The organism is Streptomyces sp. DSM 120436, assembly GCF_055778765.1.
Genome location: NZ_JBSKBS010000001.1, coordinates 3,713,623 through 3,728,119, shown reverse-complemented (window position 1 = coordinate 3,728,119; position 14,497 = coordinate 3,713,623). Strand labels below are relative to the sequence as shown.

General features: G+C 75.1%; 14 protein-coding genes. 7 read left to right on the top strand and 7 right to left on the bottom strand.

The window, feature by feature from the left end; genetic code table 11:
* Positions 1–106: 106 nt before the first annotated feature.
* Entirely contained in the window at positions 107–559 is a 453-nt protein-coding gene (locus ACWH4W_RS16680; protein WP_473076517.1) for a DUF4383 domain-containing protein, read from the bottom strand.
* Between the two features lie 321 nt (positions 560–880).
* Positions 881–1,444 (bottom strand): hemerythrin domain-containing protein, encoded by a 564-nt coding sequence (locus ACWH4W_RS16675; RefSeq protein ID WP_473076516.1) that lies wholly within the window; start codon positions 1,442–1,444, stop codon positions 881–883.
* 233 nt (positions 1,445–1,677) lie between these two features.
* On the opposite strand from ACWH4W_RS16675, the gene ACWH4W_RS16670 reads away from it, so the two are divergent.
* From ACWH4W_RS16670 to ACWH4W_RS16645, 6 genes are all read left to right on the top strand, one after another.
* Positions 1,678–1,803 carry a hypothetical protein gene (locus ACWH4W_RS16670; RefSeq protein ID WP_473076515.1) on the top strand — a complete coding sequence of 42 codons (126 nt, stop codon included), beginning with the start codon at positions 1,678–1,680 and terminating at the stop codon, positions 1,801–1,803.
* Positions 1,804–2,073: 270 nt separating this feature from the next.
* Positions 2,074–2,835, top strand: a complete 762-nt coding sequence (locus tag ACWH4W_RS16665; RefSeq protein ID WP_473076514.1) for a DUF4397 domain-containing protein — start codon at positions 2,074–2,076, stop codon at positions 2,833–2,835.
* Positions 2,828–3,022, top strand: coding sequence for a hypothetical protein (locus ACWH4W_RS16660; RefSeq protein ID WP_473076513.1), 195 nt, complete (start codon positions 2,828–2,830; stop codon positions 3,020–3,022). The genes ACWH4W_RS16665 and ACWH4W_RS16660 overlap by 8 nt, the downstream gene beginning before the upstream one ends.
* A 251-nt stretch (positions 3,023–3,273) precedes the next feature.
* Positions 3,274–3,708, top strand: a complete 435-nt coding sequence (locus ACWH4W_RS16655) for a class F sortase (protein WP_473076512.1) — start codon at positions 3,274–3,276, stop codon at positions 3,706–3,708.
* 217 nt (positions 3,709–3,925) lie between these two features.
* Positions 3,926–4,300, top strand: coding sequence for a roadblock/LC7 domain-containing protein (locus tag ACWH4W_RS16650; RefSeq protein ID WP_106411751.1), 375 nt, complete (start codon positions 3,926–3,928; stop codon positions 4,298–4,300).
* Positions 4,301–4,509: 209 nt separating this feature from the next.
* Positions 4,510–4,875, top strand: a complete 366-nt coding sequence (locus ACWH4W_RS16645) for an ArsR/SmtB family transcription factor (RefSeq protein WP_473076511.1) — start codon at positions 4,510–4,512, stop codon at positions 4,873–4,875.
* Between the two features lie 47 nt (positions 4,876–4,922).
* On the opposite strand, the gene ACWH4W_RS16640 is transcribed toward ACWH4W_RS16645, so the two are convergent.
* From ACWH4W_RS16640 to ACWH4W_RS16620, 5 genes are all read right to left on the bottom strand, one after another.
* Positions 4,923–7,022, bottom strand: a complete 2,100-nt coding sequence (locus ACWH4W_RS16640; RefSeq protein ID WP_473076510.1) for an SWIM zinc finger family protein — start codon at positions 7,020–7,022, stop codon at positions 4,923–4,925.
* Positions 7,023–7,489: 467 nt separating this feature from the next.
* Positions 7,490–10,447 carry a DEAD/DEAH box helicase gene (locus ACWH4W_RS16635; protein ID WP_473076509.1) on the bottom strand — a complete coding sequence of 986 codons (2,958 nt, stop codon included), beginning with the start codon at positions 10,445–10,447 and terminating at the stop codon, positions 7,490–7,492.
* An 86-nt stretch (positions 10,448–10,533) separates the two neighbouring features.
* Positions 10,534–11,148, bottom strand: a complete 615-nt coding sequence (locus tag ACWH4W_RS16630) for a sugar kinase (protein WP_473076508.1) — start codon at positions 11,146–11,148, stop codon at positions 10,534–10,536.
* Positions 11,145–12,293, bottom strand: a complete 1,149-nt coding sequence (locus tag ACWH4W_RS16625) for an ROK family glucokinase (protein ID WP_473076507.1) — start codon at positions 12,291–12,293, stop codon at positions 11,145–11,147. Before ACWH4W_RS16625 ends, ACWH4W_RS16630 begins: the two co-directional genes overlap by 4 nt.
* 215 nt (positions 12,294–12,508) lie before the next feature.
* Positions 12,509–13,246, bottom strand: coding sequence for a GntR family transcriptional regulator (locus ACWH4W_RS16620; RefSeq protein ID WP_473077519.1), 738 nt, complete (start codon positions 13,244–13,246; stop codon positions 12,509–12,511).
* A gap of 128 nt (positions 13,247–13,374) precedes the next feature.
* On the opposite strand from ACWH4W_RS16620, the gene ACWH4W_RS16615 reads away from it, so the two are divergent.
* Positions 13,375–14,397: a Gfo/Idh/MocA family protein gene (locus ACWH4W_RS16615; RefSeq protein WP_473076506.1), complete on the top strand. Its 1,023-nt coding sequence runs from the start codon at positions 13,375–13,377 to the stop codon at positions 14,395–14,397.
* Positions 14,398–14,497: the final 100 nt, after the last annotated feature.

Here is a 14,497-nt window from a genome sequence, read left to right as displayed (position 1 = left end):
GCTCTGCTCGCCCTGGCCCGTCCGCGGTGCGAAGACGCCTGCGCCCAGCCGGGACGGTGTCGCCACCGTCCGCGTCCCCTCGTCGTCAGGCTCGGGCCGCTGTGCTTCAGCGGGCTGTCGGCGCGGGCCTGCGGGTGAGAAGGACGCCCAGGGCGATCATGCCGACGCCCAGGACGAAGTGCAGCCAGTTGTCCGCCGTGTTGACCGGCACGAAGTTCGCCGCGCTGTCGTGGTCGATGACCAGGCCGTAGATCCACAGGATCAGGTAGATCACACCGCCGCCGATGAGGAAGGCGCGGGCGGTGGAGGCCGCGCGGGCCATGACGATGCCGGCGAGGCCGAACAGCAGGTGGACGATGTTGTGCAGGATCGACACCTGGAAAATCCCCAGGAGCTTGGCCTCGGAGTGATGCTCGGCGAACTCCATGGTGTCGTAGTCGGTCGTGACGCCGGGAATGAAGCCGAGAACGCCCACCAGGAGGAATACCGCTCCGACGGCGAGCGCGGCCTGCTGGACCCTGGTCCGGCCGGACGCGGGGGTGGTGTGATGCGTGGACATGACGGTGATGCTCCTTCCGACGGTGCGGCGGCCGGAGCCGCGCAGCGTGATCACTGGTTGTCCTATGCCGCCCGCTTACCCCGCCCTCCCTCCTTCAGCGCGCCGTCGCTCCTCGGCCTCCCGCGCCACATCCGTCCCCCGAAGCAGGGAGACCGGGCGAGCACGAAGGGGCCGCGGGCCAAGGACGTCTTCCACCTGCGCGGACCGACGTCTCGGTGTCCCGTGTACTGCTCCGTGGTGCTGCCAGGAGCCGAGCGCGTGTTCCCGGCATGCCCCATGCGCCTCGTGCGACAGGTACGGCGGACGCGGTCCGGTCGGCCTTCAGCCCTGTCGGCCGCGGCCGGTGAGCGCGTCGCGCAGCCGGTCGACCATGCCGACGCCCGGGGCGAGGAGTTTGTTGGCGGGCGGTGTGTCGGGGGCGGCGGGGTGCGGTCGGGTGGGCGCGGTCTCCTTGGCCGCCCGCACCTTCTCGCCCAACTCCTGCAGGGCGGCGGCGGAACAGACGTCGGCCAGCAGGGGGAACAGCCGGTTCTCCTCGTCGTCGACGTGTTCGGTGACGGACCTCTTCAGCTGCGCGATCAGGGTGTCGAACCGGCCGTCACCGGGCTCACAGCCTTCGAGTTCCTTGAGCATGCGCTCGACTTCGCTGTGGTCGGCGATCTCCTTGTCGGCCAGATCGTCGCCCCCGTCGACGTAACGGCGCACCGCCGGATACAGGTGTTCCTCTTCCGCCACCGAGTGCCGCACCAACTCCCTCGTCAATTCGTCCGCCAGATCGCGCCGCCGCTGTTCACCCGCGGGCAGCGCCTCGATCTGTTCGAAGAGCGAGTCCATCTCGCGGTGGTCCGTGGTCAGTTCCTGGATGATGTTTCCGCCATGTCCCATGATCGGCCTCTCCTTCTCGGTCTCCGGGCGCGGCGTGGATCCCTGTCTTCGTCGCCTTCCGGCGAAGCCGTCCGCGTCTCGTGCGGCGTCCGGCCACCGCGGCGTCACCGCCCACCGCGCACCGCCGGCGGGCGGAGCAGGCAGGAGAGCCCTTCTTCGGCGCCCGGCAGGGGATGCATGCCACGCGACACGCCGGTGACGCCGTGCAGCCCGCCGTTTCACTCCGACGGCCGATGGGGCTGAAGGACGCCGAACTGCTCGCGACCGTCCGGTCCTGCCCTCCCCCTGACACCGTGCGCCGGATGCGGTGGGCGAACGCGAAGCCGAAGGAGTCCTCCCCTCACGTCCTCGTCGGCTGACCGCGGGACGGCCGCGCACCGGTACGGTCCGCGAACGGCGCACGGACGGTGCGACCGCACGGCGTGGACCGGCCTGCCCGCCTCCGGCCGCCACACACCGGGCCGCGGCGACTGCTCAGCAGCGCGTACGTCACCGGACACCGCCGCGCGGGCGCCGGCACCGGGGAGACGTCCGGCGGCGGACCTGAGCGCCAGGCTTCTCAGCGCACCGCCAGTCCCTCCAGCGCGCTCACCGCCTCGGCCAGGCCCCGGGGGCGGGCCGCGCCCGCCATGACGGCCCCCTCCGCCGCTCAGGACACGGCGGTGGTGTCCGTCGTCCACGGCATCCCCGGGATGACGGTCGACGTGTACGCCAACGGCGACGAACTGCTCTCCGGTTTCGAGCCCGGCACGGTGACCGAGCCGCAGCCCCTCGACGCCGGCACCTACGACATCCAGATCTTCGAGGCGGGCCAGGGCCCCGACGGCACCCCGGCCCTGGAGAAGCAGGTCGAGGTCGGCGAGGGCGACACCGCCACGATCGCCGCCCCCCCCCTCACCGCCGACGGCACGCCCCGGCTGACCGCGTTCGCCGACGACGTGTCCGCGGTCGACGCGGGCAAGGCCCGGCTGACGGGCCGGCACATCGCCGCCGCACCCGCCGTGCACGTGCGCGCCGGCGGCGAACCCGTCTTCACCGGCCTGACGAACCCGGACGAGGACACCGCCGTGGTCGACGCGGGCACGGTGAACGCCGACGTGGTGCTCGCCGGCACGGACACCGTGGCCCTCGGCCCGGCCGGGGTGAACGTGGCGGAGGGCGCCGGCACCGTCGTGTACGCCTGGGGCAGCGCCGAGGACGAGAACCTCGCCCTGGCCACGCAGAAGTTCAGCGGCATGGAGTCCATGCCGAAGGCCGTGCACGCGGGCGGTGACGGCACCGCCGTCTCGGCCAACTCCGCGGACTGGGCGCCGGGCTGGGCCGCCGCGGGCGGCGCGGTCGCCGTGGCCGGTGTGCTGGCGGCCCGCCGTTTCGCGGGCAAGCGTGGCTGACACCTCGCGGTGGCGCGGGGGTCCGGCCGTGACGGTCGCCGCTCCGGCCGCCGTCACGGCGGTGGTCCTCGGCACCGCCGTCTCGGCCAACTCCGCGGACTGGGCGCCGGGCTGGGCCGCCGCGGGCGGTGCGGTCGCCGTGGCCGGTGTGCTGGCGGCCCGCCGTTTCGCGGGCAAGCGTGGCTGACACCTCGCGGTGGCGCGGGGGTCCGGCCGTGACGGTCGCTGCTCCGGCCGCCGTCACGGCGGTGGTCCTCGGGCTGCTGCTGGTGGCGCACGGGCGGGGACAGGCCGCCCCGCCCGCCGACTTCGGCGCCGCGCCGTCGTCATCGGCATCGGCGTCGGCGCCGACGGGCGTCACCGGGAGGCCGTCCGGCGCTGCGCCGCCGCCGTCCACGGCCGGACGGACGGCCGTGGACGGCGGCTCTGCCCGAACGCGTGCTGATCCCCCGGGTCGGGCTCGACGCCCGGGTCGAGGACGTCGGCGTGACCCCGCGCGGGGACATGACCGTGCCGGACGACCCGGCCGTGGCCGGCTGGTACCGCTACGGTCCCGCTCCCGGCAGCACCGAGGGGTCGGCCGTGCTGGTGGGGCACCTCGACAGCGGGACCGGTGACCTGGGCGAGTTCGCCGCGCTGAGGGACGTACGGGCCGGGGACACCGTCGAGGTGCGGAGGAACGGTGACGAGCCCGTCGCCCACCGCGTCACCGCGCGTGCCACCGTGCCCGAGGACGAGCTGCCGCCGTCCGCCTTCCGCCGCACCGGGCCTCCGGTGCTCACCCTCATCACCTGCGCCCCGCCCCTCGAGCCCGAGCGCGGCGGCTACACCGCCACCCTCGTCGTGACGGCGGAGCCGGTGGACGCCACCTGATCGTGTGTGTCGTCGTCACGTTCGTCCGCTCGGCGTTTTCGAACTGATTGTGGTCAAACAATCGTTCCCCTGCGCAAGCGTTCGGTCATTACGGGTCATCCCTGAACCCCGCGCCCTCCGGCACGTCCCGCCCGCCTAGCGTTCCAGCGCGGCCGAGGCGAAAGGGCTTCCCCTGGAGGCCGCCGCGACCATCACATGACTGGAGAGGGAGACGCCCGTGGCGAGTGTGGAAGTGTCGTTGAAGGACATCATGACCAATGTCGAGGGGGCCCTGGGTGCGGCCGTCGTCGACTATTCGAGCGGCATGGCGCTGGGCACGCTGGGCGGGGGGAAGGACCTGGACCTGACCGTCGCGGCGGCCGGCAACACCGATGTGATCCGCGCCAAGGTGCGCACGATGGAACTGCTGGGCCTCACCGGGCAGATCGAGGACATCCTCATCACCCTCGAGTCCCAGTACCACCTGATCCGGCTGGTCACCGGCCGCAGCGGCAACGGCCTGTTCCTGTACCTGGTCCTGGACAAGTCCCGCTCGAACCTGGCGATGGCCCGCCACCAGCTCAAGCGGGTCGAGGAACAACTGGAAGTGTGAGCCGCCCCGGGGCCCGGCCGACGCACGCCCGTGATGTGAAGACTTCTTCAAGTCGCCACATGAACATGGTCCCAAGCCGCGGGCGCGCGCCGTGCCGAGCCCGCAGGATCGGCGGCGAAGGCGAAGGACGGCACATCGTGCGGCGGCGCCCGCGGAGGGCGCCGCCGCGTTCCGGAGAACATCCCCGACGCGGCAGGGAGCGCGCACCCATGCAAGTCCCCCTCTACCAGGCCAAGGCAGAGTTCTTCCGGATGCTGGGGCACCCGGTGCGCATCCGGGTGCTGGAGCTGTTGCAGCACGGGCCGGTGCCGGTACGGGACCTGCTCGCCGACATCGACATCGAACCGTCCAGCCTCTCCCAGCAGTTGGCGGTGCTGCGCCGGTCCGGCATCGTCGTCTCGGTACGGGAGGGCTCCACCGTGACGTACGCCCTCGCCGGCGGCGACGTCGCCGAACTGCTCCGCGCGGCCCGGCGGATCCTCACCGAACTGCTGGCCGGGCAGAGCGTGCTCCTCGCGGAGCTGCGGCAGGTGGACGTACCGGTGCCGTCGGCGTCCGGAAGCGGGGAGGGGTAGGGCCGGGCGGGGAGGGGCCGGGGGGGGCCTTCCCGGCCGGGCGGCCGTCAGACGTCGCCGAGGGTGTCCAGGCCGGTGAGGGCGCCGACCGGATCGGGGTCGGGGGTGCCTCGGGGCCACCAGTCGTCCTGGCCCGGCTCGGACTCGTACGCGTACCAGAGGTGGTCGCGGCCGAGGCGGAGCTGGACGTGACCGCGGGGGTGGGTGAGGCGGTTGCGCCAGGGCCGGAAGGCGGGGAGGTCCGCGGCGAGCAGCAGCGGGCGGGCGCGGTCGAAGCGGCCGGCCGGCGGATCCCACGGCTCCTCCAGCACGGCCAGTCCGGTCGGCCCGCCCTGCCGCCACGCGGCGACCGCGCGCGCCAGGTCGCCGGGGGTGCGGCCGGCCGCCCGCGCGAGGGACGCGTACAGCGCGCGGGTGCCGGCGGTCAGCCCCGAGCCGGGGCGGGCGGCGGCCAGGCGTACGGCGTCGTGCCACAGGGTGAGCGGGCCGACCGGGTCGCGGCCGGTGGTGAGCAGGGCGTGCGCGCGGGCCGCCGCGTCGGTGGCGAGCTGGTCCAGCGCGAACGGGTCCGGGCCGCCCGGGGACGCCGGGTAGGCGGGCGGCTGCTCCGGGTGCTGGGGAGGCGGCAACGGCGCGGGCAGCGGCGGGAGTCCGGGTCCGCGCCGGGACACGGCGTCGGTGGCGCGTATGCCGGGCAGCGGCTCCGGTTCCCGTCCCTGGGCGGCTCGGGCGGCGCGGGCCGCGCTGAGCCGGGACAGCGCGTCGATCACCTCGCGCTCGCCGCGCCCGCGCAGGAGGAGCAGCACGAACGGGTCGGCGTCCAGCAGCCGGGCCGTCTGGTAGCAGAGGGCCGCCGCGTGCTTGCACGGGTGACCCGAGTCGGGGCAGCTGCAGTGCGGCGCGAGGTCACCCGGGCCGGGCAGCAGGGGGACGCCGCAGTCGGCGAGGGACTGCGGCATCTCCTTGTCCAGCAGGGCCGCGATGTGGCCGGGACGGTCCGCGGCGGCGTCCAGGAACCGCTCCCAGCCGGCGTCGTCGAACGTCCGCAGCCGCACCTGCACCCGGTACGGCCTGGGGCGGCTGCCCTGCACGTACGCCAGGACCAGTCCCGGCGTGACGGTGATGGCGTCCACGTGGCCCTGCTCGGCGTAGCCGCGTCCGCGGGCGAGGCGCGCGGGGTCCAGCGCGCCGTCCTCCAGCGCGGTGACCCACGCCCTCCCCCACCAGGTCTCGGCGAACGCCTCGCCGTCGCCCCCCGAGGAGCGGGGCGGGAACGGCGGGAAGGTACGGCGGTGGTCGCCGTCCCGGGCGGGGGCGGCCATGGAGCGCGGGGTGGCGGGGGGCGCCGCCCGTCCGGCGGCGCCGTCCGGTCCCTGGCCCGTGGCGGGAGCCGGTCCCGGATCGACAGCGGAAGCGGGTCCCCCGCCGGGGACGGCGGGTCCTCCGTCCGGGGCGGGGGCCGGCTCGGGGGAAGCAGGCGCGGCGGGCCGCTCGGTGTCGGGGCCGCGCCTCGGGGTGCTCCCGGGCCGGGCGTCCACGTCGGCGGAGGCGGCGGGTGTCGCGTCGTCCGCCGTGTCGGGCATGCGGAAGGCGTCGGCGAAGGTCTCCCGGATCTCGCGGGCGCGGCGGTCGGCGGCGCGGTCGCCCCGGGTGGTGCGCGGGACGCGGGGCGCGGGGTCGCGGCGGGGGCGCTGGGCCGCCTCCACCTGCTCGCGGGCGCGGGCCCGCGCCCGCTCCTCACGGGCGGCGCGCAACGCCTCCCGTGCGATGTCCCCAGGACGGGGGGTCGGGCGCGGCTCGGTGTCGTCAGTCGGAGCGGACGCCTCGTGCCCGTCCGGAGCGGACGCCTCGTGCCCGTCCGGGGCGGCGGCCGGTGCTCGGCCGGCCGGGCCGGCCGCGTCCCGCGTGGGGGCACGGCCGGCCGCGTCCCCCGGGACGGCAGCCGACGCGTCGTCGTCACCGGTGGCGTCCTCGGAACGGGGCAGCGCGCCGGGGCGCGGCGCACTCGTCGGGGTCCCGTCCGACGCCGGTGCGGCCGTGTCCGCCGCGTCGGCGGAACCCTCCTCCGCGCCGCGCGGACGCGCCGCGCCGGGCGCTTCTCCTCCGGCGGGCTGGACCTCGCTCGCGGAGGACGGGGCCTCGCCCACCGCGTCTCCGGAGGGCGCCTTCCTCACGTGCGACGGCCCGTCGCCGGTTCCGGCAGGCGCCCTCTCGCCGTGCCGCGCCCCTTCGACCTCCCCGGAGCACGCCTGTTCCGCATGCCGACGCCCACCGCTCGCCGCTCCCCCGGCGACCGTGTCCGAGGTCGCCCGGAGCTCACCGGCGTCCGCGCCGGCCGGCGCCGCGGAGGTCTCGCGCCGCGCCCGCAGGGTGCGGCGCAGCGCTTCCCGGGCCGCGTCGGACGGGCGGGTCGGGCGGTCGGCCGGGGCGGGCGGACCGGCCTGCGCGGCTTTCTTCGCAGGAGCCGCAGGAGCCGCAGGAGCCCCCGAAGCGGCCGGAGCGGCCGTGTGCTCCTCCGGGGAGCCCGCCTCCTCGGGCGGGGCCTCCGCTCCCCCGGACCCCCGCTCACGCGCCGCGCGCAGCGCCTCCCTCACCTGCTCCGACGGCCGGGGCCTCATGTCGTCCTCCGCAGGGACACCAGGTCGGACAGCTCACGGTCGGACAGTTCCGTGAGCGCGGACTCGCCCGAGCCGAGGATCGCGTCCGCGAGGGCCCGCTTGGACTGGAGCATCTCGGCGATACGGTCCTCCACCGTGCCTTCGGTGACGAGCCGGTGGACCTGGACGGGCTGGGTCTGCCCGATGCGGTACGCGCGGTCGGTGGCCTGCTCCTCGACCGCCGGGTTCCACCAGCGGTCGAAGTGGACGACGTGCCCGGCACGGGTGAGGTTCAGGCCGGTCCCGGCCGCCTTGAGGGACAGGACGAGAACGGGGACCGCGCCGCTCTGGAAGCGGTCCACCATCCGCTCCCGCTCCGGCACCGGCGTACCGCCGTGCAGCAGGTCGACCGGGACGGCGCGCTCGGCGAGGTGGCGGGTGATCAGGCGGGCCATGCCGACGTACTGGGTGAAGACGAGGGCCGAGCCGTCCTCGGCGAGCACCGTGTCCAGCAGCTCGTCCAGCAGGGCGAGTTTGCCGGAGCGGGCGGCGAGGCGGTCCCCGGCCGGGGCGTGCTCCTCCTTCAGGTACAGCGCGGGGTGGTCGCAGATCTGCTTGAGCGAGGTCAGCAGCTTCAGCACCAGGCCGCGGCGCCCGATCCCCCGCGCGGTCTCGATGGCGAGCATCGACTCGCGCACCACCGCCTCGTACAGCGCGGCCTGTTCACGGGTGAGCGGCACCGGGTGGTCCGTCTCCGTCTTGGGCGGCAGCTCGGGGACGATGCCCGGGTCGGACTTCTTGCGCCGGAGCAGGAAGGGGCGGACCAGACGGGCCAGCCGCTCGACCGCCTGCTCGTCCTCGCCGGTCTCCACCGCGCGCGCGTGCCGGGCGCGGAAGGACTTCAGGGGGCCGAGGAGGCCGGGGGTGGTCCAGTCGAGGAGGGCCCACAGCTCGGAGAGGTTGTTCTCCACGGGTGTGCCGGTGAGGGCCACCCTGGCCGGGGCCGGGATGGTGCGCAGGGCCCTGGCGGTCGCCGAGTGCGGGTTCTTGACGTGCTGCGCCTCGTCGGCGACGACCATGCCCCACCGCTGTTCCGCCAGGGTGGGCGCGGCGGAGCGCATGGTGCCGTAGGTGGTGAGGACGAAGCCGCCGCCCGTCCCGTCCAGGGTGCGGTCGGCGCCGTGGAAGCGGCGTACGGGCACGCCGGGGGCGAACCGGGTGATCTCCCGCTGCCAGTTGCCGAGCAGGGACGCGGGGCAGACCACCAGGGTGGGTTCGGGGCGGGCCCTTGTGAGGTGCAGGGCGATGAGGGTGACCGTCTTGCCGAGGCCCATGTCGTCGGCGAGGCAGCCGCCCAGGCCGAGGGAGGTCATGAGGTCCAGCCAGGCCAGGCCGCGGAGCTGGTAGTCGCGCAGGGTGGCGTCGAGGCCGGGCGGGGGCTCGGCGGGCCGCACGCCCGCGGTCAGGCGGTCGCGGAGGACGGCCAGGGTCCCGGCGGGCACCGCCTCCACCGTCTCGCCGTCCACCTCCGCCTCCCCGGTGAGGGCGACGGACAGCGCGTCGACCGGGTCGAGCAGCCCGAGGTCCCGTTTGCGGGCCTTGCGGACGAGGGCGGGGTCGACCAGCACCCACTGGTCGCGCAGCCGGACCACGGGGCGGTGCGCCTCGGCCAGGGCGTCCATCTCGGCCTCGGTGAGCGGGTCGCCGCCCAGGGCGATCTGCCAGCCGAACCGCAGCAGGTCCTCGCTCTCGAAGAAGCCGGTGCCGTCGGTCGCCGAGCCGGGGGCGGACCGGACGACCGCCGTGGCGGTGAGGTCCTGCGCGAGGTCGCGCGGCCAGTGCACGGCGATCCCGGCCGCCGCGAGCCGGGTGGCCGCCACGCCGAGCAGGTCGCTCAACTCGTCCTCGGACAGCGCCAGTACGTCCGGGACGTCCTGGTCGGCGAGCCGGTCCAGCGGGGGCCAGACGCGGGCGGCGCGGCGCACCGCGAGGGCGGCGTCCACGCGCGCGCGGGGCCCGAAGCCGTGGTCGGCCTCGCCCGACCAGAGGGCCGCCGCGTCGGCCACCAGGGTGGGGTCGGAGAGGCTGTGCACCTGCACGATCGCCGCGCCCGCCCCCCGCGCGCCGCCACCCCCGCCGCCTGCCGTCTCCCCGGTGTCGAAGAGGTCGTGGGCGGACAGGTCCAGGCGGAGCGAGATCCGCACGCCGGCGTCCATGCCGGCCGCGACCTCGGCGGCCCAGTCGCGGGCGTCGGGCAGCCGCTGGGGCCGCCGCGCGGCGAACGGCGGTCCGGAGGCGTAGGGCGCGGCGGGCGTGCGGGGCAGGGTGTCGGCGACCGCGTCCAGGAAGGCGCGCACCAGGGCTTCCGGCTGGGGCAGACGCAGGGGGCCCGGGCCGGGCAGCGGCACCGCGTGGCCCTCGTAGGGGAGGGCGGCGGCCACCGCGCGCAGGTGCGCCACGTCGTCCGGTTCGAGCGGGCCGGCGCGCCAGGCGTCGTACCCCTCCGCGGTGAGGCCGGGCAGCAGGCGGCCGCGGGCGGTGAGCCGCAGGGCGTGCAGGGCGGCGGCGCCCCAGCAGGCGGTCGCGGGGTGGGCGGCCGGATCGTGCCGGGCGCGGACCAGCAGGGGCAGGGCCTCGTCCACGGGCAGCGACAGGGCGGGAACGCTGCGGCGGCGCACTCCCGCGCCGTGCGGGCGGACGACGGTGAGACCCGTGCGGCGGGCGCCGACGGCACCCTCGGGGACCTCGCCGGCACCCTCGAAGGACGATCCCGCCGCCTCGGGAAGCCCTCCAGCCTCCTCAGTCCCCTCGGGAGGCGCTCCCCCGCCCTCGGGGTCGTAGAAGACGACCCGTCCGTCGCGCGGGAGGGGCGCCGGCAGGAACACGGCCGGGAGGCGCGGGGACGGGACGGGTCCGCCGGGCCCTCCGGCCGCCACGGCCCGCTCGGCCGCCGCCGTCACGGTCGCCTCGCCCATACGCCTTGTCACCTCCCCGCCCGCCTGCCGGACCAGTCGTCCCCGACTCTACGGGCGGGGTCCGACAATCGGCTCCGGCGGCCGGGTCAGGGCACGGTGCGGGCCACGACGTACACGCGGGGATAGCCGGGTTTGTCGTGGTTGACGACCACCTCGTGCGTGGGCGCGGGGTTCTTCTGCTTGTGCACCAGGCCGGACCAGGTGCCGGGGCCCTCGAAGGTCCAGCCGGTGACGTCGCGGTCGCGCTCGGCGATGGGCAGGCGGTCCTTCTTCAGGTCCTTCTCCGACATGCCCATGCTGGTGAGGAAGGCGGTCAGGCCCGCGTCGCTGGTCTCGAACTCGACGTACAGGCGGCTGGTCTTCCAGTTGTTCGTCTCGTACGAGGCGACCCACCAGGCCGGGTGCGGCACCGGCACTTCGTAGATGCGGCGCTGGAGCTTGGTCGGCCAGCCCTCGGTGAGGCCGGTCGCCGAGTACCGCGCCTCCTTGTCCTTGCCGCTGGCCCGGCTCTGGTTGGCGGAGATCACCAGGTAGCCGGCCGGGATGCCGATGAGCAGGACGATGATCAGCAGGGTGAGGGCGCGGCGGCGGATCATGTGCCGGCGGTCCTCGCCTGGATGCGCCCGGCCCGCGCCACCGGGGCCGCCCGTCCCGTCAGGGCGGCCTGGGTCGCCGCTCGGCGGAGGGTGCTCGGCCGTCACAGCGCCTCCGAGATGGAGCGGCGGACCTCCGTGAACCGTTCGTAGCGCTCGTACCGCTCGACACGGCGGCGCTTGGCGCGGCGGAAGCGGCGGGCGACCAGGCGGGCGAGGTCGGCGGCGCCGACCATGCCGGCCTCGGGGCCGAGCTGGGCGCGCACGACGCGGGCCTCCGGGCGGTAGCCGCGCCCGGTGAGGTGCCGCTTGAAGGCGTCCCGGGCGGGCCCGATCAGCAGGTCGTCGGCCGCGGAGACGCCGCCGCCGACGACGAAGCAGGAGGGGTCGAGGGCGGCGGCCAGGTTGGCGATGCCCACGCCGAGCCACTGGCCGATGTCCTGGAGCAGCTCGATGCACATGGCGTCGCCCTCACGGGCCAGCTCGGTGATCATCGGGCCGCTGATGTCGGCGATGTTGCCCTTGACGTGCTCGATGATGCCGTAGGCGACCGGGGAGTCGGCGGCGGCCAGCTCGCGCGCCTCGCGCACCAGCGCGTTGCCTGAGCTGTACTGCTCCCAGCAGCCGCGGTTGCCGCAGGGGCAGCGGTGTCCGCCGGGGACGACCTGCATGTGGCCGAACTCGCCGGCGACGCCGTACCTGCCGCGCTTGACCTGGCCGTCCTCGAGGATCGCGCCGCCGATGCCGGTGCCGAGGGTGATCATGACGAGGTTGTCCTCGCCGCGTCCGGCGCCGAAGCGCCACTCGGCCCAGGCCGCGGAGTTCGCGTCGTTGTCGACGAGGACCGGCACGGCGAGGCGGCCGGCGAGGCGGTCCCGCAGGGGTTCGTTGCGCCAGGACAGGTGGGGGGCGAAGAGCACCCGGTTGCGGTCGGCGTCGACCCAGCCGGCCGCGCCGATGCCGACGGCGTGCACGTCGTGCCGGTCGGACAGGTCCAGCACCAGCTCCACGATGGTGTCCTCGACGACCTTCGGGCTCTTGGACTTGTCCGGGGTCTCCGTGCGGAGCTTCTCCAGGATGTTGCCGTCGGCGTCCACGACGCCCGCCATCACTTTGGTGCCGCCGATGTCGATGCCCACGGTCGGGACCCGGGGCGCCGACAGGTGGGAGCGGCGCTCCCGCGTGCCGACCGTTCTGAGGACGGTGGCGCGCCGGGAGCCGATGGGGGCGGTGAAGTCGCGATAGGTGCTCATCGGGTGCGATTCTGCCGCACGGGCCCGCCGATCGCGGTACCGGGCAGGTGACGGGATACGTCGGATCCCGTCACCGGAAGCGGGCGGAGGCGGCTCTCCGCCGTTCGCGTCCGCACCGGATCAGGTGTGCGCACCCTGCGCCCGTGGACCGCGTCACATTGTCCGGACAATGCGACGATCATGCGCGCGAGCGGCCCGGTCCGGTCCCGTGCGAGTCAGTTCCGTACGAGCAGCTGGAACTCGAAGGAATACCGCGCGGGCCGGTAGGTGTGCGTGCCGTACTCCACCGCGCGGCCGGTGTCGTCGAAGGTGACCCGCTGCATGGTGAGCAGCGGGGCGCCGGGCTGTTCGCGCAGCCGCTCGGCCTCGACGGCGGTGGCGGCCCGCGCTCCGATGGTCTGGCGGGCGCTGTGCAGGGTGATCCCGGCGGCCCGCATCAGCCGGTACAGGCCGGTGGCCTCGAGCTGGCCGGTGTCCAGGTCGAGCAGGCCGGGCGGAAGGTAGTTGCACAGGTGCGCGATGGGCTCGCCGTGCGCGGAGCGCAGCCGCTCGATGCGGTGCACCTCCCCGCCCTCGGCCACCCCGAGCGCGGCGGCGACCTCGGCGGACGCGGCGACCATGGTGTTGACCAGCACGGCCGTGGTGGGGCGCTGGCCGGCGGACTCCAGGTCGTCGTAGAGGCTGCTCAGCTCCAGCGGGCGTTTGACCTGGCTGTGCACGACCTGCGTGCCGACGCCGCGGCGGCGCACCAGCAGGCCCTTGTCGACGAGCGACTGGATGGCCTGGCGGACCGTCGGGCGGGACAGGCCGAGGCGCCCGGCCAGCTCGATCTCGTTGCCCAGCAGGCTGCCGGGGGTCAGGGTGCCGTGCTCGATGGCGGACTCCAGCTGCTGGGCCAGCTGGAAGTACAACGGCACGGGGGAGCCGCGGTCCACGCTCAGCTCCAGCTGCACGGTCGGGTCCACTTCTGGTTTGGGCACGGAGCGAGCGTATCTGCGTGGGCTGTTGACGGGAAGTCGTGTAGTTCGGTTGTCCGGACATGCGCATTGACAGGGAGCGGTGCGAGCCCCACTTTGTTTCCATGCGCATCGGGGTCATCGGTACGGGCCGTATCGGCACCATTCACGCCCACACACTCAGCAGACACCGCGAAGTGGGTTCCCTCATCCTCACGGACGTCGATCCGGCGCGGGCCCAGGCCCTCGCCCACCGGCTCGGCGAGACGGCGGCGCCGGGAGTGGACGAGATCTACACCTGGGGGGTCGACGCCGTGGTGATCACCGCGGCCACCTCCGCCCACGCGGACCTGATCGCGCGGGCGGCGCGCGCGGGACTGCCGGTGTTCTGCGAGAAGCCCATCGCCCTGGACATCGCCGGCACGTTACAGGCGATCACGGAGGTGGAGACCGCCGGGACGGTGCTGCAGATGGGCTTCCAGCGGCGGTTCGACACGGGCTACACGGGCGCCCGTGAGGCGGTACGGGCGGGCAGGCTGGGGCGGCTGCACACGGTGCGGGCGATGACCAGCGACGCGCAGCCGCCGGACGCCGGGCACCTGGCGCAGTCGGGCGGGCTGTACCGGGACACGCTCATCCACGACTTCGACATGCTGCGCTGGGTGACCGGCCGGGAGGTCGCCGACGTGTACGCCACCGGGTCGGACGCGGGGCCCCCGGTGTTCCGCGAGACCGGGGACGTCGACACCGGCGCGGCGCTGCTCACCCTCGACGACGGGACCCTCGCCACGGTCACCGGGACCCGGATGAACGGCGCCGGCTACGACGTGCGCATGGAGCTCGCCGGGGAGCGCGACCAGATCGTGGTCGGCCTCGACGACCGTACGCCCATCGCGTCCACGGAGCCGACCGGGCCGCCCGCGGCGGACAAGCCGTGGACCGGCTTCCTGGAGCGGTTCGCCCCCGCGTACGAGGCCGAACTGACCGCGTTCGTCGAGGTGGTGCGGGGCGAGCGCCCCAACCCCTGCGACGGCCGTGAGGCCCTGCGGGCCCTGCTGATCGCGGAGGCGTGCGAGCGGTCCCGCCGGGAACGCCGGCCGGTCCGTCCGGCGGAACTGCTGGGCAGCGCCCAGGAGGCGCTCACGTGAGACACGGGGCCCGGACCGCCACCGGGAGGACGGGTCCCCCCGCGCCGCCGCGCACAGCGTCTCCTCGTCGTCCTCCGTCACCGTGAGGAGGTCACGGCGG